Origin of the sequence: Edaphobacter sp. HDX4 (assembly GCF_036877565.1) — a bacterium.
Lineage (GTDB): Bacteria > Acidobacteriota > Terriglobia > Terriglobales > Acidobacteriaceae > Edaphobacter.
The window spans coordinates 107,335-128,937 of record NZ_JAEDXW010000017.1 but is presented as its reverse complement, the minus strand read 5'-3'; the positions used below and the strand labels follow the sequence as shown (position 1 = coordinate 128,937).

Sequence of the window (21,603 nt, the reverse complement as noted above, 5' to 3'; positions counted from 1 at the left end):
GGATCGATCCCGAACCATTCCTTTGAGGTGAGCAGCTCCCAGGCGTAGGCGATGGCGTCCTTCTTGAAGTAGTCGCCAAAGCTGAAGTTGCCGAGCATCTCGAAGAAGGTGTGGTGGCGGCGGGTGAAGCCGACGTTCTCAAGGTCATTGTGCTTGCCACCGGCGCGGACGCATTTCTGCGAGGTCGTCGCGCGGGAGTAGTCGCGCTTCTCCAGCCCGAGGAAGACGTCCTTGAACTGGTTCATGCCTGCGTTGGTGAACAGCAGCGTGGGATCGTTGGCCGGCACGAGCGACGACGAGTGCACTCTCCGGTGCCCTTTACCTTCAAAAAACCGCAGAAAATCTTCGCGAATCTGGCTTCCAGACCTGTAGTTCATAGACTTTCAGTTTATCAGCGCATTTGGAAACGGCTTTCCGGGGCAGCGCTGCTGACCAGAGATAGACGTGCAAGGTTATGCGCTTGACTTTCGATTTGCGCTATCCCTACATTCTTTGCCAAACAGAATTGAACTAACGGCTCGTCGGGATTACTGCGTTGCTTTGTCTGAGTTGCTCCGGAGACCGCCCATGTTCGCTCGAGCTATACGATTTCTACTCGCCCTCTCTCTCCTGTCACTTATTGCCTCCCCACACCTTGATGCCCAGGGCATTACCGCCACGATTACGGGTGTAGTCACGGATGCCACGGGGAGCGTGGTTGCCGGAGCCCGCATCACCGCCAAACGACTTGAGACCAACGAAGACCGGGTTGTCACGAGTTCGGCCAACGGCGAGTTCAACCTTCCCCTGCTGCAGCCCGGTCGCTATCGTGTTACGGTCGATCTGTCCGGCTTCAAGACATACGAGCAGGAGTTGACGCTCGAGATTAACCAGAAGGCCGAGATCAACGCCGTGCTCGAGATCGGTTCGCAGAGCGAGAAGGTTACGGTTACGGCTGAGGCACCCCCCATCCAAACTGAGGACTCCTCCGTAGGGCTGGTGATCGACGCGGCGACGATTACCAACACGCCGCTGAATGGCCGGTTGAATATCACGGGACTGATGGCGCTGGCGCCGGGAATCCAGAACGCGGGAGCGCAGGATTCGATTCCGGTGTATGGGGTTACGCCTTCGGTCGGCGGAGCCTCGGCATATGGCTCGGCGGGATTCTCAATCGACGGCGCAACTAATACCAGTGCCTACCTGCAGCGGGGCTACGGTGAGTATCCTCCGCTGGACGGGATTCGCGAGTTCAAGACGATAACCACGGGAGCGCCTGCCGAGTTCGCCCAACCGACGCAGGTTATTGTCGTGACCCGTGGAGGGACGAACCAGTATCACGGCATGCTGCTTGAGTTCAATCGCAACCGCGTGACTGCCGCCAAGAACTACTTTGCCGGTGCGAGTCCGCTGCCGAAGTACAACCGTAACGAGTTTGGAGGAAACTTCTCTGGGCCAATCTCGATTCCGCATCTCTACAACGGACGCGATCGCTCTTTTTTCTTCTTCAACTATGAAGGCTTTCGCCGCAGGCAAGCGGTGACGCTGTCAAGCCAGATGCCGACCGAGCTGGAGCGGAAGGGGGACTTCTCGGAGATCGCGACGCCGATCATCGATCCATACACGCAGACACCGTTTCCTGGAAACAAGATCCCTGCAAACCGGCTCAATTCCGTCTCCACTGCGCTGCAGAATTCCCTGTACCCGGTTCCGAATCTTCCAGGTACTGGAGTCAACCTGATTGAAAATGTGCCTCTGGCGGAGAACGTCGACCGCTACAGCTTCCGTATCGATCATCGGCTTACGTCGAAGGACAATCTCTTTGTCAGCTACATCGCCGGTCTGTTCGGACCGAATCCGGCCGTGGGCACGACCAGTAAATTCGGCGGCATGGCGGGAATCGGCGAGCGCAACATGAATACGATCGTGGGTTGGACTCACGTCTTTTCTTCTACGCTGCTGACGCAGTTTATCGGCTCGTACAATCACGTTCCGATCTATCGCACGCCGCAGAATGTTGGCACCGACTTCGCCAGCATTATTCCCGGGCTTGGCGCCCAGCCGCTGGAAGGCGCGCCGCAGCTTACGATCACAAACATTACCTCGGTTGCGGAGCAGGGATCGAAGGACCTGGACCAGACGATTCAGCTCAGCTTCGTTCTGACCAAGGTCCTGCATAACCACAGCATCAAGACGGGCTTCTCGTTTCTGCGCTCGAACCACTGGAACCAGGCGGTGCTTGCACCGCAGCGCGGCTCGTTCAACTTCAACGGACAGTACACCGGCAATGCCTACGCAGATTTCCTTCTCGGCTACCCTACGCAGACCCAGAAGGCGAATCCTCCCGCGTCCACCATTCGTTTTCTGCAGCCGCAGTATGCGGCGTTTGTGCAGGATGACTGGCGGGTAACTCCGCGATTGACACTGAATCTCGGGCTGCGGTACGACCTGCAGTGGCAGGAATCGAACCCCTACGGCCTGAACTCGATGTTTGTACCGTCGCTGAAACAGGTTGTGGTCTTTGCGAAGCAGATGCCTTCAGCGGCGCTGCCTTCGGTCACCGCAGCGGTGCCCGTGGTGCTTGCACCCGACGCAGGTCTGCCGTCGAATATATGGAGCTATCTCGGGCAGGACAAGAATAACGTCGCACCGAGATTTGGCTTTGCGTACCAGGTCACGCCCAGGACGGTTGTGCGAGGAGCGTTCGGAATCTACTACAACCTCTTGCCGACGCTCGATACAGGGAACCCTGTCTTTACCGGGCTGCCTTTCTATTCGGTTCAGACCTATTCACAACCGACGGGCAAGACTCCGTCGATCACGATGAGCAATCCGTTCCCGGGTTCCGGAACGGTTGCGACCAATCCGACGGCTGCAACGGAACGATCGCCTGTGACTCCATATCAAGAACAGTGGAACCTCGCGGTGGAGCGTCAGCTGCCGTGGAACTTCGGCCTGCGGATCGGATACGTCGGATCTCATTCGCTGAAGCAGAACAACTATCACGGCGGGGGAAATGTGAATCCCGATCTGAACGCGGTGACGCCAGCGCCGGGAGCGGTGCAGCCGCGCAGGCCGATCCAGCCGTTCTCTGCCATCTCCTGGTACGACGCCCCGATCTTCGGGATGAACTCGAATGCCGCGCAGGTAGGTCTGCACAAGCAGTACACCAACGGCCTCACGTTGAATGCGGAGTACCAGTACATTCGCGTTCTCGGTACGGAGAACTTTCAGAACTCTTTGACCCTGAATGATTCTTACGGGAATATCGGAACGATCCGGCCGCATCAGCTGCAGATGAGCTATGCCTACGAATTGCCTTTCGGGAAGAATAAGGCGCTCTTCAGTAACGTGGGAGGCTTTGCGAACAGCGTGATCCAGGGATGGTCCATCTCAGGCATCACGACGTTCCAGTCGGGTTCTCCATTCTCCGTCGGACAGTCATCGAGCCTGCAGGGAGGAGTAGGAGGAAGAGCCAGCCGTCATCCGGGGGTGTCCCTCTATCCTTCCAACAAGACGATCAAGCAGTGGTTCAATCCGGCAGCGTTCTATGCGACGGATTTCCAGTATGGCAACTCCGCTTACAACATGCTGTGGGGGCCACGCTACCAGAACTGGGATACGGCAGTCTCTAAAACGACGCTGCTCCACGAGGGCGTCAGTCTGCAGATCCGTGTGGATGCGTTCAACGTCTTCAATCACCCAACCTTCAGCAATCCGGCAGCGACGATTACCAACGCCAAGACCGTTGGTACGATTACCTCAACCAATGGAGCCAACCGCACGCTACAGCTTGGCGGAAAGCTAACCTTCTAGGAGCGTAGATTCGACATGCTATTTCGCATCCCCGGCGCCATCCTCTGCGCAGCCGCACTCGTTCTTTTGCCTGCCTCAAGTTCAGGTGCGGCGACGCCACGCAACGTCGTCCTCGCAAAGCTGCCGCCCAACACGCGCAGCATCTTCGACATTGCGATGAAGTCGATGGACGAGTCGTGGGACGGTGAGGCTCACCTGGTCCGCACGCCGAAGGGGTTCAGTGGACATGCCGATCCTGAAAGCCGCGCGCACCACATGGTTCGCGAGACCAGCAACTATGCTCTTGGACTACTGATGCGAGACGGGCCCGGCGACCGGGAGAAAGCTGCCGACGGCCTGGATGCCATCCTGAAGGAGCAGTTTCTGGACGCAAGTAAGCCCTGGTACGGAACCTTTCGCCGCACACCGGAGGAGCCGGATCCTGCAGGCGAGCATACCGTGATGTGGGCAAACTACGATCCGAACTGGCGCGTCTTTATCGGAACCACGTTCGAGCTGATCCTGATCGAATACCCAGAGCGAATTCCCGCGAGTCTCGCGCTGAAGATGTACAAGGCCATCGACATCGCTATTGCCGGAGAGATGAAGCAGGGACGTCTGACGCCCCATTACTCCAACATCGCGTTGATGTACGGCGCGTTGTGGGACTTTGCTGCAACGCACGACAACAATGCCGAGTGGAAGCAGAAGTCCGCCGCCTGGGTGCGGGAGGTGGCGCGCCTCTACCACCTTTACAACTCCTTCGACGAGTACAACTCACCCACGTATTACGGCGTAGATCTGTTTGGCCTTGCGCTGTGGCGCAGCTACGGCTCGACTGCGGAGATGCGAGCTGCAGGCAGCAACATTGAGGCTCACCTGTGGAACGATATCGCCGAGTTCTATCATCCGGGGCTGCGGAATCTTGCCGGACCGTATGACCGATCCTATGGAATGGATATGGAGACCTACGTCGCCTATGCGGGCCTTTGGATGCGTGCGCTGCTGCCCCCGGACAAGGCTCCCTTCCCGATTCCCGATGCCAACACCGACCATCTCGCCGACCTGTGGTTTGCGCCGCAAGTCGCGGTCCTAGGTCCGAATCCGCCTGCTGGCGCGCTCGCGAAGCTGAAGATGTTTGCAGGAGAACACATGGTCCACCGCCAGATCACCGATGAGCGCAGCGCCTCCGCGTGGGTGGGCGACAAGGTGATTCTGGGCGGCGAGAATACGAAGCTCACCAAGGACGCTCCGCCGAATACGCAGTTCCATCCCGGCACGGCGCAGTGGCGCACGCCTTCGGGCTCGATCGGCTGGTTTTATGTGTGGCAGTCGCCGAAGATCAACGTCGATGTGGAACACACCGCGATGAAGATCGCTACCGACGGCACGATCATCCTGCGCATCAAGGCCGAAGGAGCAAAGATCGAAGACGTCACTGCTGACCGATGGACACTCCCCGGGATGACGGTCGCGGTACAGGGCGACACGGCAGGCTTCGCCGTGAAGTCGTCGACGTACTACAAGGATGGAGACTCGTTCGCGATCACCTACAGCAATGTACATCAGCTGACGTTGACCGCGACGCCACAATAGAGCGGCGGCGATGATGCTGGTCCGGACTTCAGAGGATGCTGCGGATGCTTCCGCCGTCGACACCCCAGACCGACGAGGTAACGTAGGAGGCCAGATCGCTGGCCAAAAATACCATGATGTTTGCGACCTCCTCCGGCTCCCCAAGGCGCTCGAGCGGAAGTTGCCGGAGCTTCATCTCGTGATCCACGGCCTGGCGAGGAGGCATGTTGTGGATTGCGGCGAGGCCCTCGGCAAATCCTCCAGGCCGCGACCAGAAGGTGCTCCAAATTGGCCCCGGAGCTACTGCGTTGACGCGGATGCGAGGGGCCTCGGCACGGGCGAGACTCTTCGTGAGTGAGAGCATCGCCGCCTTCATGGCACCGTAGTCCGCTGGCGCTGCCTCGGGCTGCCTTCCCAGGTCGGAGGCGTTGTTGACGATGGCGGCTTTGCTCTTCTGCCGCAAGACCGGAAGAAGAAGCCGGGTGACACGGACGGTCGACATCAGGTTCAACTGGAAGGTCCGCTCCCACTGCTCGTCGGTGATCTCCATGAAAGGCCTGGGGTCTGCGTGTCCGACATTGTTGATGAGGATGTCGAGACCGTTCGGAAGGGTCGCGAGCGTTGCGGCGATTGCCGCCTCAACGCCCGGCCCCGTGCCGAGATCTGCTTCTATGGGAAAGACGTTAGCTCCATGATTGCGGATGAGATCCGCGGTGTTCATGAGCTCGGCTTTATCGTGATCGAGCAGGGCGACCTGCGCGCCCTCTTCTGCAAAAGCCAAAGCGGTGGCTCGTCCGATGCCATTGGCTCCGCCTGTGATTAAGACGGTCTTCCCACCCAGTCCTGTTTCCATGCACGCCCCACCCGATAAAAAATGTCCGGCCCAGCTTATCGCATGCGCGTCACTGCGACGGAAGTCCTGGCCGCCAGGTGATTCCCTCCAGCCGCAGCATTGGGTCCTTCGTCGCCCTCAATGCGGCGAAGTCTTCGCGCCACCGCACCATCTCGAGCACACTGACGAGTGCGTCCAAGGCGTCCTCGCTGCCCAGAGCCTTCGCCACGACGGCGCGCGATAGCCCGGCATACACCGCGTCCGTCTTCCTGGCCGCCAGATAGGCCTTGCGCGCTGCCGGGTTACTCTTCTTTACCGCGCCGGTCATCAGGCGGGTGTACATCTCCACCAGTAGAGGCTGGGGCCGGGCGGCTTTGAGTCGTGAAGACTCGAAGGGCCAGACGCGGAAGCCAGCATCATGCAACTGCAGCAGAAACGGCATTGCGCGAAGACTGCCTGTCCCGACGCTGCCGGAGCCGCCGATCTGGAACGGAGACTTCGGGGTGATTCCCTTCACCTTGGCGGCGCGTTCGGGATCGCCCTCGAGCATCCGGGGCGTGATCTTGTTGTCCATATCGGTGAATCGCATGGAGCGGTGCAGCTTGTCGCCGCAGAACTCCTCGGGGCGCTTGTGCGGTTTGCCCCAGAAGCGGACGTCGCGGGCTACCTCTTCACACTCGCGCGCCAGCCATCGCTCGCCCTGTCCTTCGGCGACCCTCTTCCAGAAGTCGAAGACGGTCGTACAGCCGTGCTCGGCGAGGAACCATGCGGGAAAGCTGAAGCAGCAATCGAGGCTGACGACCATGCGCGGTGTCTGGCGTGCCAACTCGATCAGCCACGCGACCAGTTCCTCGCGCGTTCTTCCAGCCTCGAGCGTGACCTTGCCAGCTGTCCACACGCCGGCCCAGATATGCCTGCGCTGCCCGGCCGCATCGACACGGCCTGACCAGTCCACCGCCACGATGCGGTCCGGATCCTCCATTGCTCCCTCATCTTACCGGCAGGGAACTTTCAGCGAACGGTTCGCGTATTTCCTTGCCGGAGAGATATACCGATGCTGAAGCTGCTCCTGTTCTGCCTGCTGCTCGTTACGTGCTGGCCCGTGGCTGTTATCGCAGTCCTGCTGTATCCGCTGATCTGGCTGGTTCTGTTGCCCTTCCGGCTGGTCGGTATCGTCGTAGGCGGGACCTTCGACCTGATTGCGGCGCTGTTCACGCTTCCCGTACGCGTGCTCCGCGCCGTTTAGGGATTGGCTTCATTGGCGGCGCATCATGCACACGACCAGAGATACCAGCGCATAGGTGAGCAAAGCCACGGAAACCCAGGCAAACCAGTCGCCAAGGCTCTGGTAGAGGGTGGCGTGGTGTTGGGCAGGAAGGTCGGCCACCAGGGTCGCAAAGGGCGCTCCGTTGCTGGACTTCTCCGCGACGATGCGGCCACGATCATCACTCATCGTCAGGAAGCCTCCCTTGGCCGATCGCGCCACACTGAAGCCGTCTTCGACGCCGCGCATGACGGCGATGTGGCCGTGCCACGCACCGTCCACAACGAAGTCCCATCCGGGCACCAGCATCAGACCGGCTCCTGCTTCGCCGTAGGATCGGGCGGGGCGGCTGAAGTCCATGTCTTTGCAGATGGCGACTCCCCAGGTCTCGCCGGAGCGGTGCAGCAGCGTCAGCGAGGTTCCGGGTTTGAGATTCGATTCAAACGGCGGAAGCATATGCTGCTTGTCGTAGCTCGCCACCGCCACGCGGGGCGTGTAGACCCGGGCTTCGTTGTAGGTATAGGGCCGCGCTACGTGGACCGATCCAGCCACGATGGTTACGCCGGTCTTGTCCGCAAGAGGCTGGAAGATGGCATCGCTCTCCGCGGTAGATGGATCAACCAGAACACCCAGCTTTTCAGGCAGCACAATCGTCTGCGCTCCATCGGCTGCGAGCTTTTCCACTCCGATGGCGTAATCGCGGAAGAGCTTTTCTGTCGGCGCTCCTTCATCAGTCACGGTTGCGTACGGTGCCGCGTCGGAGGTGATCATGCCCACGCGAACCGTCTTTCCTTCTGGTTGCGCCAGGCGAATACCACCGAAGATAAGTACAGCAGCCACCACTGCGGCGGTCACTGCCAACACCTGTTTGGCAAGCCTCTTTCGCGTTGGCCATAGATGGAGAACGATTGCGACGGCTGAGGAGAAGAACACCAGGACGAAGCTCATGCCCCAGGGACCGGTGATGGAAGCGAGTTGAAGAATCGGAAGGAACGTCAGCTGCGAATACGCGAAGGCTCCCGCCGAGCCGTGCGGCGTGGTGAGATTGCGAAGGTATTCAAACGATACCCACGCCGCCGGCATCGCCACCAAAGCGCCCCAGACTGCACCGCGCCCCACCAAAGCTCGAAACAACAGCACACCCGCCGCGAAGGCGACGCTCGCGGTGGCGTAGATTACAAGCCATACCGTAACCGGGATTCTAAGGACACCGTGTAAATAATGAAACATGGTAAAGCCGCCGGCCAGCATCGAGACAGCGGCGGCTAACGCTGCGCTCCACCAGCGGCTGCGCAGAGAAAACCAGAGCACAGGCGAAAGCGCGAGCCACATCAGCGGCCACACAGGGTTGAGACCGTTGCCGAACCACAGCAGCAGTGCGGTCGAAGCGACGGCCAGAATCGCAGCGGTCGCCTGATGAAACTTACTTGTAGATTCCATGCAGATACCTCGTAAACGATCTGCGGCAGAGGCCGCGAAATTCTTTTTCGGACAGAGACATGCGGCCACCCAGGTAGAGCATGATGAGGCCCTGAAGCAGCGCTCCCATCTCGAAGACGATCTCCCACACGTCGTCCTCGCGGAGAACGTCCGATGTCATTCCGTCCTGCAATACGTTGGCCGTCGGATTGGCCGTTGGCGACAGGCCTGCGCGGAAGTCGCCGGGGAACTGACGTGCGCCCTCTCGCGGCTCCAGAAACATCAACTCGAAAAGGCGTGGGTTCTCGAGCGAATAGTCGAGAAAGATGTTCATCAGCTTCTCAAGCTTCTTCTCTGTGCTGCCCGAGAGTCGAGCGCGCTGCAGCTGCTCCGCCAGTTCGGCGAAGCCTTCATCGGCCAGTACATTGAGCAGCCCCGCGCGGTTAGGGTAGTGACGATAGACGGCCATCGCGGTGATGCCTACCTCGCCGGCGATGCGGCGCATCGTCACTGCGTCAGAACCCTCCTGCGCCAGCACACGCCGTGCTGTCGTTGCGATCTTCCTTGAAGTTGGTTGGGGTGCCATTAGGTATACAGTGTATACTCACCAATCACGAGAACACGTCTGGCGGACGGCGATTTTCTTTACTTTGTGACGAGTTGCAGCGGGTCAGGCCTCATCATCCGGCACAGGCTCTTCGATGTCATCCACCTCGACATCCCATGTGCGCAAAAGCTTGAAGACGGTGCCCGCGGAGAAACCCGCGCGCATCAGTCGTCCTGTAATGCGGGCAGCCTGCTTCTTTGCATCCACGCCCTCCGGACGTTTGATTCGCTTGCGCGCGATGTACTCCCGCGCAAGCGCAAGCTCATCGATGTCATCGTAGGCGGTCGCAAGTGTGGAGGCGATCAGATCCTTATGGATGCCCTTGTGCGCAAGGTCCTGCTGGACGCGTCTTCTGCCGAACTTCTCGTTCTCCTTCCGCAGCCGCGTGTAATCGGCGGCGAAGCGAGTGTCGCTGAGGTAGTTGAGATCCTTGAGCCGACTCACGACGCGATCCATCGCGCGCTCGCCGGGCTCCCCTTCTTCGGCGCGTGTCCGCATCAGCCGCTTCAGGTCGCGGACAGTTCGCATCCTGCGCGCCAGCGTTGCCACTGCGTAGTCAAACAGCGCCGCTTCGCCTAGGGGCTCACGTGGTTTCTTCGGACGAGCAAAGGCCATCACGGTGTCGCCGCGGAGTAGGTGTTGGAGTGCGTCCAGCGATCGCACCACTCGCCTACCTCTTCATACCATCGCTGGGAGTTCTGCGGCTTGAGAACCCAGTGCCCTTCGTCGGGGAAGTAGAGCATCCGCGAAGGAACGTGCAGCCGCTGCAGCGCAGTGAACAGTTGAAAGCCCTCGCTGACATCCAGACGATAGTCACGCTGGCCATGGATCACCAGGGTGGGCGTCTTTGCATTCTTGATGGAGAGCATGGGCGACCATCTTCGGAACGGGTCGTCGGCTACAGGCTTGTCAGCGTATCTCCACGGCTGCCCGGGTTCGGGATCGCCGGGCGCGCGGAACTCCCACTCGTTGAACCACAGCTCTTCGGTCGTGCCGTAGGCGCTCTGAGGGTTGAACATTCCGTCGTGAGTCACGATGCAGGCGAAGCGGTTGGTGTGAGTGAGCATCCAGTTCGCCATATAGCCGCCGTAGCTTCCGCCAAGCGCACAGATACGAGTCTTGTCGACGAAGCTGTAGTGCTGCTCGACGTAGTCGAGTCCCTTCATCAGGTCGACGTATGGCTTGCCACCCCAGTCGCCATTGACGCCATCGATGAATGCCTGTCCGTAGCCGGTGGATCCTCGCGGATTGATCATCACGACGACATAGCCGCTGGCCGCCATCAGCTCCGGATTCCAGCGATAACTCCAGGCATCTCCCCATGCTCCCTGCGGGCCGCCGTGGATGAGGAACTTGACCGGGTATTTCCTGGTTTCATCGAATCCTGGCGGACGCAGCAGAAATCCCTGCACGGTCGTGTTCCCGGCTCCAGGAAACATGAAGCTCTCCATACGCGGAAGATCGAGTTGACGCTGCAGGTCGTCGTTCAAGTGCGTCAGTCGAACGACCGGGGCTCCGCCGTGGCCCTCCGCGTTCAGAGGAATGGCGGAGATGGCCACGGGCGCGCGCACCGTCATCATGGAGGTCACAAGGGTGCGTCCGTCCCGGGCGATCTGCAGCTCGCCGTACTCGGCCTTATTGGCGATCGCCGTCGCCTCCGGAAGGTCGATCCCGACGGACAAAACGTTCGCCTCGCCCATCTCTTCGCTGACGAAGTAGATGGTCTTCGAGTCGGGTGCCCAGGTGAATTCGTCGACCCACTCGTCGAAACGGGGCAACAGCTCTTTGAGACTCCCTGTAACTTTCTCCGTCGCAGCTTTATGCGATCCGGGGCGGGTTCCGGAATGCATTGCTTCGTGAGTGACCGCAGCAGGCGCCGTGTTCCCGGCGGAGAGTGCCGTTGCTGCCTGGCGGTCGTAGACCATCAGGCGGAAGCGATCGCTCTCATATCCCGCCCTTGCCTGCGATCGGAAGGCGAGCCAGCGGCCGTCCGGAGAGTACGCCGGAGCGTCATCGCTTCCGGGAGAGGTAGAGATCCTGACCGGGCGCTCGCCAGTCTCGTCCAGCCGAAGCGTGAAGACGTCATTATTGGTGCTTGCCGCAGGCACCGCATCGAGATTGGTCACAAAGGCGATCTCGCGCGAGTCAGGAGCCCAGGCATAGCCGACCGGTCCTCCGAGCGAAAAGACCGGAGCCTCGGCATCGCCGATCCATTGCCGCGGGGTCAGATCCCGCACGTCATTGCCATCGGTTGCGCTCACGACCAGGACGTGACTCCGTTTAGGCCCGATGTATGAGTTCCAATGGCGATAGAGGAGGTGGTCGAAGACCATGGCTTTCACCTGACTCTTCTTCGCCGCATCCTCTCTCCGGCGATCGCAGCTCTCTTCTTCCAGCCAGGTCTCCTCGTCGCTGCAGCCCGGGTAGACGCGCGAGACAAAGAGCAGCCGCTTCGAATCGGGGGACCACACGGCTCCGTCCGCTTCGGTGCTGATGTGCGTCAACTGCTTCGGCGTTCCAAGCTTTCCATCGCCTTCATGCCAGTCCGCGAGATAGATCTGCGAGGAGTCGCCCCCATCGACCGAGACAAACGAGACGTGCTTCCCGTCTGGGGAAAATCGGCCCTCGCTCTCGCCTTCCTTCCAGAAGGTGACCTGGTGCTCTTTACCGCCTGCCATGGGCACCACCCACAGATGCGTGATTTTGGTATTCGCGGCCAGATCGGCGTCTACCGCGGAGAACATCACCCATCGGCCGGAAGGAGATATCTGGGGATCACCAAGACGCTTCATCCGCTGCAGGTCGGCGAAGGTCATAGGCCGACGGCCCGAGGAGATTTCAGGTTCGCCGGCAAGCGTCGCCGAGGGCTCATTCTGTGGAGGCATTGTGGAGTTGCGTGGAACCTGGGCCGCGGCCGTGCCGCCCACAATCACTCCGGTCAGTACCAATATCAGTCTTTTCATCGCGCCGGTGGCTCCGGCGACAGTCTATAACGTCAGCATCCCGCCAGAACTGAGGGAGACTCACATCTGACATGACAGGTCGCCTGTCGGACAGGCGGCAGGATTGTTGCAAGCGAGCCGTTCGTCATCGGGTTCGCCAAGCCGTTTATTAGATCTTCTGTGGCGAGATCCTTGGATCTTCGAGCGTTCCCGCCAGGGTCTCCAGCATGATTCGAAACGGATCCGAGCGAAGATACACCAGCTCGCCTTCGGGCTGGACGGGCGCTATCTTTTGCGGCTCCGGCGCGATCCGCGCGACCTCTCGCGCTATCTTCAGGCTGAGAGCCTCGAGGCCGGCGACCGCTTCTTCGGCCATACGGCGCTGGACCTGGAAGATACTATCCGCGCAGACTACCAACGCCCCTACCTGCCGCTCGTCAGTTGTGATTGGAACGAAGATGGCGCGGTTCACCCTACGGTCCGCCCCTTCGCCCAGCCGGACCACCCTGCTCCAGCAGCCCAGCGGTACTCCGCCTATCTCTGCCGCAGTCTCTCCGGCATCCGCCTGCGGGCGGGGCAGCCATTGCTCCAGCGCCGTTTTGGTCGCGGCATCCATCCCTTGCGTTGCAGCAACATAGAGGCTGCCGTCCGCTCCCGCAGTCAGCATGGCCACGCGGCTGAAGCTGCTGCGGGCGGCGATCACGCCGCAGACCCTTCCGGCGATGGCGGCCAGATTGCCGTCGTGCGCCGCAGAGAGATCCAGGCGGGCGTACGTCTCCATCTCCTCGCGCCCACGACGCTCCCGTTCGCAGGCAAATCGTATGGCGCGAAGGCGAAGCCACATCAGCCCTACGATCCCCGTGAGAGCCAGTGCAACCAGTGCACATGCCGGATATATCCAGGTTCCCTGCAAAGTCCTTACCTGCAATACGGTCAGCATCAACCAAACCTCCATCTGCCGCGTCTATGCTGTATGGGGGAGTAGTGTCCGGACCCGGGCCTCTTCCCTCATGCATGGAGCACTCGATTCAATGAAGCTTGCCTCAGCGCTCACCGTCAGCATTCTCGCAGCGTCTTTTGTGCCGTTATCGGCAAATCCTTCGCGTATCTTCGGGTTCGTCCCAAACTGGGACAGCACCGTCTATGCCGCGGAAGACCAAGGCTTTGGACCGCTGGACCCGGCGCCCCCCTCGGGGATCACGGTGGACGAGATTATCAAGAGGTTCGGGCAGCGAGAGAGCCAGTTCAACATCGCCCGCCAGAACTATATCTTTCGCCAGTCCGTGAAGGTCCAGACCATCTCCGATGACAACGGCCGGCCCGACGGGGAGTATCAGCAGGTGACCGACATCACCTTCGACAAGCAGGGCCGCCGCGAGGAGCGGGTGGTCTTCGCGCCCCAGAACACGCTTGAGCGGGTCATCATGTCGCCGGTCGACTTCGATGAGATTGAGCATCGGCTGCCCTTCGTCCTGACCGCGGAAGAGATGCCGCAGTACGACATCAAGTATCTTGGCCGCCAAAAGGTCGACGAGCTGGATACTTACGTGTTCGAGGCAGGTCCGAAGACGCTCGAGAAAGGGAAACACTACTTCCAGGGGAAAGTCTGGGTGGATCAGCAGGACTATCAGATCGTCCTGATCAATGGGCAGACCGTGCCGCAGGATACGCGGCGGGGACATGAAGACCTGCAGCCGCCATTCACGACCTACTATGAGCAGATCGACGGCAAATACTGGTTCCCGACGTACACCAAGGCGGAGGGAACGCTGCACTTTCCGGCGTCAAATGGTGCTGCCCGGCAGGATGTCCACATGCGCAACATCGTCCGTTATACCGATTACAAGCAGTTCCGCGCGACCAGCCGCATCATTTACAACGGCGAGGACATCACCAACGATCGCGCTCCACAGGACGACAAAAACAAGCAGCAGCCGCAGCAGCCAGCGGCTCCAGCCGCGCCGCCCAAATAGAGTTTCGAACCCATGCAGTGATGCCCCGGCAGTCAGACTTCCGGGGCATCCCTGCTTTGTGTCGAAACTCAGCCGTTCTTGGGAGAAAACCTTCGCTTACGCCGTCTGACAGTGCGCATCGGGGTCGGCGTGCTGCTCCATCATCCAGCGGTCCATCATGGTTCCGGCGCAACGCGCTCCGCAGAGATGGTGAACCCCGGCGGAATGAGCATGATGGGCCTGCCATCGAGTCAGCTTGATCAGGGGCTGGTCTTCCTCGGGTTTGGGCCCCGGAAAACAGTCCACCCAGGCCAGCCACCAGCCGTCAGACTCTTTCTTCTTCCCGCAAACGTCACACGTATAGCTTTCGCTGTAAGCCATTCTTACTCCACCGATCAAAGGAATCTCTACACCAGGCAAGGACTAACGGAGTGCTACCGGGTCCACGCGTCCGGAATCCTGCAGCATCTGCCAGTCCGACTCATCGACCGCCTCGAAGTCCTCACCCTTGAGAACCTTTAGGCGCGCCAGGTCGCTGTCGCTCCATCGCTTGTCTGGTTCGCCGATGATAAACCAGGGACCGCCGTTGTCGGAAAGGATCATTCCGTACTTCTTCAGCCCCTTCAGGATCACCTGATTCTCCTTGGAGAACTTGGAGATGTCGTAGTCGGCACGCAGGCGGAACCTCTCACCCATCGGGGGATACGTCGGGTCCGTGATGCGGGAGGCGAAGTGCCGTGCCGGCCAGACATAGAGCCTCTGGGTGTGGGGCGTTGTAAACCGGATCGCGTGCTTGACCTCTCCGGCAGCGACCTCGTCGTACCGCAGCAGGCCCGGAAGAACAGCCAGACCGGCGGCATCGGTGGAGGTCTTGTCGGGAGCGCGCAGGGCGTTGCTGGTAAGGTCCATCTTGATACCGGCGCCGCCGCTCCAGCTGCCATCCTTCTGCTTGACCATGCCTCCGAGCTCGGTCAGCATGCAGCGGCCCTCGTCCACCATGATGATGTGACGATCGGAGTCCTCGGGCGAGTTCGGTCCGCCCTCCATCAGGGCGCCTTCAGGAGTGGGATAGTGTCCGGAGTCGCTCTCGTCCCCATACATGAAGGTGATTGGGATACGGGGACGTCCGGGCTTGATGATCGTGATCGGAATGCCATTGACCGATTCCGAGCCAAAGTTGGGATGGATCGGGAGCGCCGGTCCCATCCGCTGGATGTAGTCCTCGGAGTGCTTGTCCTTCTTAAGCGTGTCGATCGGGGTATTCCAGACGTTGTCCGCGGGGAAGATCGGGCAACCGGCGATATGGGGACCGGACCCGGAGGCAGGTCCCGCAGCGCCAGCCATTCCGGAACCGATGGCGGCCAGCTTTGAAGCCGCCATAACAGCGTCAGCCTCAGTGGGGGTTTTGGAGTGCCAAACAAGAACGACTACCGCAATGCCGAATAGAACTGCTCCCAACTGTCTCTTCTTGCTGGCTTTCATTCAACCTCCACGAGAAAATCCTAGGCTGCAGGGCAGCGCGGGTTTATTTCGTCAGGACCATCATAATCTGCGCCGATGCAGCTAACCGGTTTTTCTGGCGCTGCATCCAACTCCCAATTGGCCAGCGTGGTCCCGCTACACGTGCGCCTGCCATACAGGAGTCCTGAACGTCCGGACTTTCCGCTGTAGTTCTTCGGGCCTGGTTTATCAGAAGACATCTAGATAGGGGAATCTCCATCCCGCACCGGGATGCCAATCTGTTTATGGCGAAAGTTCTCGTTATCGGCGCAGGAGTGATGGGACTGGCAACTGCCTGGCAGGCGCTCAGGGATGGGCACCAGGTGGATTTGCTGGAGGCAGCCCCTGAGCCAGGGGGCATGGCAGCCCATTTCGACTTCGCCGGCGATTCCATCGAGCGCTTCTATCACTTTGTGTGCCGCACCGACTATCCGACCTTCGAGCTGCTTCGCGAGCTTAATCTCGAAGACCGCCTGCGCTGGAGACCGACGTCGATGGGGTTCTATACCGATGGACGGCTTCACCCGTGGGGCAATCCTGTGGCGCTGCTTCAACTTCCGCATGCTCCCCTGCTTTCGAAGCTCCGTTACGGCCTGCTGGCGTTCGTGAGCACCCGCCGCGACAGCTGGCCGGAGCTGGAGAACGAATCCGCGAAGGACTGGATCATTCGCTGGTGCGGCGAAGACGCCTACCGGCGGTTCTGGAAGACGCTGCTGGAGTTCAAGTTTTACGAGCATGCCGATAACATCTCGGCGGCGTGGATCTGGACGCGCATCCGGCGCATTGGACGCTCCCGCTCGAGCATCATGCAGGAGGAGCTGGGCTATATCGATGGCGGATCGCAGACGCTAGTGGATGCGCTTGTCCGGGATATCGAGAAGCTGGGCGGCCGCATCCATCTCGGCTCGCCGGTGCAGTTTGTGACCACGCAGGGCAACCGGGTTACGGGTGCGGAGACATCCTCGCAGCACTTCGAGGCCGATTACGTGATCTCGACCACCCCAACCCCCTATGTGGCCGATATGATTCCCGACCTGCCTGAGGATTGGAAGCAGCGTTACCGCGCCATCCAGAACATCGGGGTAATCTGCGTCATCTTCAAGCTGCGCAGGCCGGTCACGGAACACTTCTGGGTGAACGTCTCAATCCCCGACCTGACCATACCCGGTGTCGTCGAGCTGACGAATCTGCGGAAAGAGATCAGCAACTCCATCGTCTATATCCCCTACTACATGCCGACGACGAATGAAAAATTCTACTGGCCCGACGAGCATCTTCTCGCAGAAGGTTTCGGCTGCCTGCTGCGCCTGAACCCTGAACTGAAGGCGAGCGACATCGTCGCGACTCACGTGGGACGGCTGCGACATGGTCAGCCTGTGTGCGAGCCGGGATTTGCAGCGAAGATTCCTCCGGTGCAGACTCCGATCGAGGGCCTGCAGATCGCCGACACCTGCTTCTACTACCCGGAGGACCGGGGAATCGCAGAGAGCGTCCGGCTCGGCCGCTCCATGGCACGCGCCATCCCTCAACCGATACCTGTGCCTGCGCCCTCTCCTCGTGTGGAGTCCATTGTTTGAATCGATCGTCGTTCCGAAATCTCTCCTGCGCGATAGAGAACCGGCCTGTGCTCGCGATGTGCGGACTGTTCCTGCTGGCCATGCTGGTTCAGGTTGTTGGATTCAAAAGCAGCTGCGGGCCGTATGACGAGTTTCTGTCTCTCTACGGTGCCGACAGTGTCCTGCACGGCAGGATTCCTTACCGTGACTTCTGGACCTTGTACGGCCCCGCACAGTTTTACCTGCTCGCAGGTTTTTTCAAGATCTTTGGCGTCAGCACGCTTGGGGGCCGGGTCTACGATGCTCTCATCCGCGCCGGAATTGCCTGTGTCTGCTATTCCCTCGCCCGGCTGCTGACCAGTCGGCGCTGGGCCTTTATCGCCTTCGCTGCCGTAATCTTCTGGCTGACGGGGATCTACTACCCGGCTTATAACTTCCCGGTGTATCCGGCGACGCTCGCTTCCCTGGTAAGCTGCCTCTTCTTCGCCAGCTACTTCCGTCACGGCTTCGACCAGAGGTCGCTCTTTCTCGCGGGCTTCTTTGTCAGCATCACCACGATCTTCCGCCACGACTCCGGCTTCTACATCTTTGTGGCGGAGCTGGTGATGCTGCTCTGGACGAGCCGAACCCGGATTCCGGGAGAATCGACCCGCCAATGGGCCTGGACCGCAGGACGAAGAGTGCTGATCTACCTCGCCGGTGTTGTGTTGATCGCCGGGCCTGTCTATCTCGTCATCGTGGTCAAAGCTGGCTTCCAGAATGTCTTCTACGACCTCTTCTACGTGCCCGCCGTCATCTACCCGAAGGTCCGCCGCCTTCCCTTCTTTACCCCCGAGACGTTGCAGGCGCTTCGTCATCCGCTGTCCTGGGATGGGCGAGTAGCTATCGAGTCGCTCATCGTTCTGCTGCCCATCTTCACGATGGCGGCGACCGCACTGGCGCTTCTGACCTCGCGCCGTTCGCGCATCTTTCCGCATAACTGGCAGCGCCAGACCTTCGCGCTTCTGGTTCTGCTGGCCTCGCTCTTCTTCGGAAAGGGACTCATCCGCGTCGGGCCGGTCCAGCTGCTTCAGAGCATCATCGTCTGCCTCACTGTGCTTGCCATTCTCTTCGGACATCTCCGCGAGTTGAGCCGTCCCGTGGGAGCTGCTCTCACCCTCACGGTCCTCTTTCTCGCAGTCTGCACCGCTGCGACCTTCTCTCATATCCTGACCTTCGCTCGGGTCAATCTGCGCGATGCGCTGCATCCGGCGGCGGCCAACTCCTTCTACCACCGCTGTCACCCCCCGGCTGAGCTAAGCCGCGCCCGCTGCATGCTGGTAGAGCCTGACGAACTCTCCGCCGCGCTCGAGATCGAGCGCAGAAGCAGCCCGGACCAGCTGATCTTTATCGGTAATGGACGCCATGATCGCCTGTTCTGGGGGGATGTCAGGCTCTACTTCCTCTCTGACCGGCGCTCGGTTACGCGCTGGTACGACCTGCATCCGGGAGTACAGACGACCCTTGCGATTCAGAACGACATGATCGATGACATCCGCAGGGAGGATCCGCCGGTCATCGCGCTCAACTCCAGCTGGGACGATACCTTCGAACCAAATGACAGCCGTATTTCAAGCGGAGTCACCGCTCTCGATGACTACATCCGTTCGCACTACACTCCACAGGCCAGCTATGGCAGAATCACGATACTCGCACCGAACCGCTGATCGACTGGCACCACAAGCAGGCGAAAAAATCAGGAACTCAGGCAGCAGGCTCCGTGTGCTCGAAGTAGAGATACTTCCTCCACGCAGCGTCCGCACTCCCGATCATTCGCATGATGTGTCGCGAGGTATGCAGGGAAAAGGGACGGGGCTCGCGCTTGAGGCGCATATCCGTAAGCTCGTGGAGCATCTGGTTACCCTTCCTTCGATTGCATGCATGACAACACGCCACGAGGTTCTCCCACGTCGAGAGGCCTCCGCGAGAGCGGGGGATGACATGGTCCAGCGTAAGCTCCGCCGCCGTCAGGATCGTCTCGCAGTACTGGCAGCTGTTGCGGTCGCGAAGCAGGATGTTCTTCCTTGACAGGGCACGGGTCTGGTGAGGGATTCTCCTGTACTCCAGAAGGCGGATCACGCTCGGCATGGGAACCCGCATTCGCGCCGCATGCAGCATCTGCCCCTGCTCTTCTTCGGTTCTCGCGACGCCCTTCAGGACGAGGACCAGTGCCCGCCGCGCCCCGCAGATATTGATCGGCTCGTAGGACGCATTCAACACCAGAACCGGCGTCTGCATCGCCGGTTGCCGGAACACTCCTGCCCGCACCTCTGTGGTCGTCACCACGCGCGTCGGGCTGCTGGAACCGTGTCCCATGTGCCGTTTGCTGTTTATACCTTGCTTGCGCTGCTTGCCCGATTGCATCTTCCTGTCCTCCGGTCGAACACGTTCAGATCTCAAACTCGCACGCAGGCTATCTCGTTAGCGCCTGCACCTCATCCCGCAGAGACTCGCTTTGGCCCACATCCCACCGCGCCACCATCTCCTTCTGTGCCCGGGCCACCGTCGCCACCCACACCTTTGCCGCTCCTGCCTGTCGCAACACACGTGCGCATTCGCGCGCGGTAGCGCCGGTCGTATAGATGTCATCGACGAGAAGAACCTCACGGCCGCTGACCGCCGCCGGGTCTTTTACCACAAAGGCTCCTCGAAGATTTCGGCGACGCTCTCTCGAGCTCAATCCAAACTGGCTCTCGGTCTCGCGCACGCGAATCATCGCCGGATGCGCTGTCTTCAATCGCAGGCCAATCTTCGCGAGCCGCCGCAAAGCCTCGTCCGCAAGCAGAACCGACTGGTTGTATCTCCGTATCCTCTGCTTGCGCGAGGACAATGGAACCGCGATCACGATGACCTCGCGTCCCATTCCCGACTGCTCCAGCCTCTCGATCACGCGGGCCAGCAGCACTCCCAGGGGACGTGCCACCGCCTCCATCCGCTCGTACTTCAGCAGACGAATCGCGTCGCGCAGGCTATCGGAGTAGACGCCCCATGCAGCGGCCCGTTCGAACTCCGGACGAACCATGCGGCAGGGCGAACAGAGGACGTTCTCTCTCTCTATCTGCTGAGTAAAGCGCAGCCCGTCCATGTCCAGAGCCTCGCCGCAACAGGCGCAGAGCTCCGCTGTCTGCTCCCGCAGCGAATCGACACATCCATAACAAAGAGGAGAGAGTCCAGCGCTTGTCAGCGGTCCCCCACAGACCCTGCAATCGGCTGGAAAGATGGTTGTTACCAGATCGCCCAACATCGCCCGCACCAGATAGCCCGGACTCTTGAGCACGCGCGAAACAGCGCGCCATTCCTCCACACCACCCGGCGGACCTCCTGGCGGAGCTCCCTGAGCAGATTCGAGCGCATTGTCTATCCAGCGTTGGCTGAAGACGCACCTCACTCGCAGCAACGAATCGGATCGTGCCGATGCCCGCAGTATAGTCCTCTCCCTCGGCCCCGCGTCAAGATTCCCGCACCAGATCAGGTGCGCCTGTGCTAAACCTGAGAGCATGTCTCGTGTGCTTGCCTGGTGCGCCAAGTGCCTCTTTCTGTATCTCCTTGTCGCGATTCTGGCCATCAAGTTCGCCTGGATCTTCGTTCTTCCCGTCTGGGCCATCGCCACCAAGATGCACTGGACGACGGTGAGCAAGTTCGTCTTTCTTCTCAACTACTTCCTGCCAATCTTCGCGGCGTCGGGCTTTCTCCTGGGGCTGGTGCCGTTTGGCCGTCTGGGCAAGGCTGTGACCGAGCTCGCTCCGGGAATGGCTCGCTTTGTCGAGCCCGACAGAATCCCTGCCGTTCTGCTGGCCTGGATCCCGGTCAGCATCGCCTTCCTGGTGCGTTTTTTCACGTGGGAGTCACGAAACGCCAGCGTCCTCGGAGCCAACAATACTGTGGGCCGGGTCACTCGCTTCTTCGGAACGCTCAATTCGCAGACACCTGCGCTCTTCGACACCCGGTGGGCACAGGATCGCTTCCTCTTTACCGGGCCGATGCTCTTCCTGATGGCCTGCGCTTTGGGCGCGCTGCTACGTTATGCAATCGTCGGCCGCCCGGCAGCTCCTGAGCCCTTCTCTTCTCCTGACCTGTAACCTAGACGACAACAGACGTTCTTCTCCGTCGCGAGGCCGTCCATCGCTGGTACACTCAACCAGC

19 protein-coding genes are annotated in these 21,603 nt (G+C 60.3%); 7 read left to right on the top strand and 12 right to left on the bottom strand.

From position 1 onward, the window contains the following. Positions 1–377, bottom strand: a 377-nt coding sequence (locus JAO29_RS16435; RefSeq protein WP_334269336.1) for an alanine--tRNA ligase-related protein, incomplete at its 3' end; no start/stop codon positions are given. Positions 378–567: 190 nt separating this feature from the next. Here JAO29_RS16435 and JAO29_RS16430 point away from each other — a divergent pair. Next, positions 568–3,795, top strand: a complete 3,228-nt coding sequence (locus tag JAO29_RS16430; protein WP_334269335.1) for a TonB-dependent receptor — start codon at positions 568–570, stop codon at positions 3,793–3,795. A 15-nt stretch (positions 3,796–3,810) separates the two neighbouring features. After that, positions 3,811–5,370, top strand: a complete 1,560-nt coding sequence (locus JAO29_RS16425) for a hypothetical protein (RefSeq protein ID WP_334269334.1) — start codon at positions 3,811–3,813, stop codon at positions 5,368–5,370. Between the two features lie 28 nt (positions 5,371–5,398). Here JAO29_RS16425 and JAO29_RS16420 read toward each other — a convergent pair whose 3' ends face one another. Together JAO29_RS16420 and JAO29_RS16415 are read right to left on the bottom strand one after the other, a co-directional pair. Further along, positions 5,399–6,202: an SDR family NAD(P)-dependent oxidoreductase gene (locus tag JAO29_RS16420; RefSeq protein WP_334269333.1), complete on the bottom strand. Its 804-nt coding sequence runs from the start codon at positions 6,200–6,202 to the stop codon at positions 5,399–5,401. 49 nt (positions 6,203–6,251) lie between these two features. Beyond that, positions 6,252–7,163 carry a hypothetical protein gene (locus tag JAO29_RS16415; RefSeq protein WP_334269332.1) on the bottom strand — a complete coding sequence of 304 codons (912 nt, stop codon included), beginning with the start codon at positions 7,161–7,163 and terminating at the stop codon, positions 6,252–6,254. Positions 7,164–7,235: 72 nt separating this feature from the next. Here JAO29_RS16415 and JAO29_RS16410 point away from each other — a divergent pair, with 72 nt between their 5' ends. Further along, positions 7,236–7,427 carry a hypothetical protein gene (locus JAO29_RS16410; protein ID WP_334269331.1) on the top strand — a complete coding sequence of 64 codons (192 nt, stop codon included), beginning with the start codon at positions 7,236–7,238 and terminating at the stop codon, positions 7,425–7,427. 9 nt (positions 7,428–7,436) lie between these two features. Here the strand turns inward: JAO29_RS16410 and JAO29_RS16405 are convergent, their stop codons facing one another. From JAO29_RS16405 to JAO29_RS16385, 5 genes are all read right to left on the bottom strand, one after another. Beyond that, on the bottom strand, positions 7,437–8,885 hold the full coding sequence (locus tag JAO29_RS16405; RefSeq protein WP_334269330.1) for a nitrilase-related carbon-nitrogen hydrolase: 1,449 nt from the start codon (positions 8,883–8,885) through the stop codon (positions 7,437–7,439). Beyond that, a complete protein-coding gene (locus JAO29_RS16400) occupies positions 8,869–9,450 on the bottom strand; it encodes a TetR/AcrR family transcriptional regulator (RefSeq protein ID WP_334269329.1) in 582 nt (193 codons plus the stop codon). The genes JAO29_RS16405 and JAO29_RS16400 overlap by 17 nt, the downstream gene beginning before the upstream one ends. A gap of 84 nt (positions 9,451–9,534) precedes the next feature. Continuing rightward, a complete protein-coding gene (locus JAO29_RS16395) occupies positions 9,535–10,086 on the bottom strand; it encodes a regulatory protein RecX (RefSeq protein ID WP_334269328.1) in 552 nt (183 codons plus the stop codon). After that, positions 10,086–12,434: a S9 family peptidase gene (locus JAO29_RS16390; RefSeq protein WP_334269327.1), complete on the bottom strand. Its 2,349-nt coding sequence runs from the start codon at positions 12,432–12,434 to the stop codon at positions 10,086–10,088. The genes JAO29_RS16395 and JAO29_RS16390 overlap by 1 nt, the downstream gene beginning before the upstream one ends. A gap of 148 nt (positions 12,435–12,582) precedes the next feature. Beyond that, entirely contained in the window at positions 12,583–13,353 is a 771-nt protein-coding gene (locus JAO29_RS16385) for a hypothetical protein (RefSeq protein ID WP_334269326.1), read from the bottom strand. A 91-nt stretch (positions 13,354–13,444) separates the two neighbouring features. Between JAO29_RS16385 and JAO29_RS16380 the strand changes: the two genes are divergently transcribed. Then, positions 13,445–14,386 (top strand): hypothetical protein, encoded by a 942-nt coding sequence (locus tag JAO29_RS16380; RefSeq protein ID WP_334269325.1) that lies wholly within the window; start codon positions 13,445–13,447, stop codon positions 14,384–14,386. Between the two features lie 96 nt (positions 14,387–14,482). Here JAO29_RS16380 and JAO29_RS16375 read toward each other — a convergent pair whose 3' ends face one another. Beyond that, positions 14,483–14,746, bottom strand: a complete 264-nt coding sequence (locus JAO29_RS16375) for a hypothetical protein (protein ID WP_334269324.1) — start codon at positions 14,744–14,746, stop codon at positions 14,483–14,485. Positions 14,747–14,788: 42 nt separating this feature from the next. Continuing rightward, positions 14,789–15,847 (bottom strand): hypothetical protein, encoded by a 1,059-nt coding sequence (locus JAO29_RS16370; protein ID WP_334269323.1) that lies wholly within the window; start codon positions 15,845–15,847, stop codon positions 14,789–14,791. 263 nt (positions 15,848–16,110) lie between these two features. On the opposite strand from JAO29_RS16370, the gene JAO29_RS16365 reads away from it, so the two are divergent. Next, complete coding sequence (locus JAO29_RS16365) at positions 16,111–17,442, top strand: NAD(P)/FAD-dependent oxidoreductase (RefSeq protein ID WP_334269322.1); 1,332 nt, start codon at positions 16,111–16,113, stop codon at positions 17,440–17,442. 47 nt (positions 17,443–17,489) lie between these two features. Continuing rightward, positions 17,490–19,127 (top strand): ArnT family glycosyltransferase, encoded by a 1,638-nt coding sequence (locus JAO29_RS16360; RefSeq protein ID WP_442886414.1) that lies wholly within the window; start codon positions 17,490–17,492, stop codon positions 19,125–19,127. Between the two features lie 37 nt (positions 19,128–19,164). Here JAO29_RS16360 and JAO29_RS16355 read toward each other — a convergent pair whose 3' ends face one another. Together JAO29_RS16355 and JAO29_RS16350 are read right to left on the bottom strand one after the other, a co-directional pair. Further along, the gene (locus tag JAO29_RS16355) at positions 19,165–19,824 is read right to left on the bottom strand and encodes an HNH endonuclease (protein ID WP_334269321.1); all 660 of its coding nucleotides are present in this window, start codon (positions 19,822–19,824) and stop codon (positions 19,165–19,167) included. A 49-nt stretch (positions 19,825–19,873) separates the two neighbouring features. Continuing rightward, the gene (locus JAO29_RS16350) at positions 19,874–20,959 is read right to left on the bottom strand and encodes a ComF family protein (RefSeq protein ID WP_334269320.1); all 1,086 of its coding nucleotides are present in this window, start codon (positions 20,957–20,959) and stop codon (positions 19,874–19,876) included. On the opposite strand from JAO29_RS16350, the gene JAO29_RS16345 reads away from it, so the two are divergent. Further along, complete coding sequence (locus tag JAO29_RS16345; protein WP_334269319.1) at positions 20,958–21,539, top strand: hypothetical protein; 582 nt, start codon at positions 20,958–20,960, stop codon at positions 21,537–21,539. The two genes, JAO29_RS16350 and JAO29_RS16345, sit on opposite strands and share 2 nt — an antisense overlap. Positions 21,540–21,603: the final 64 nt, after the last annotated feature.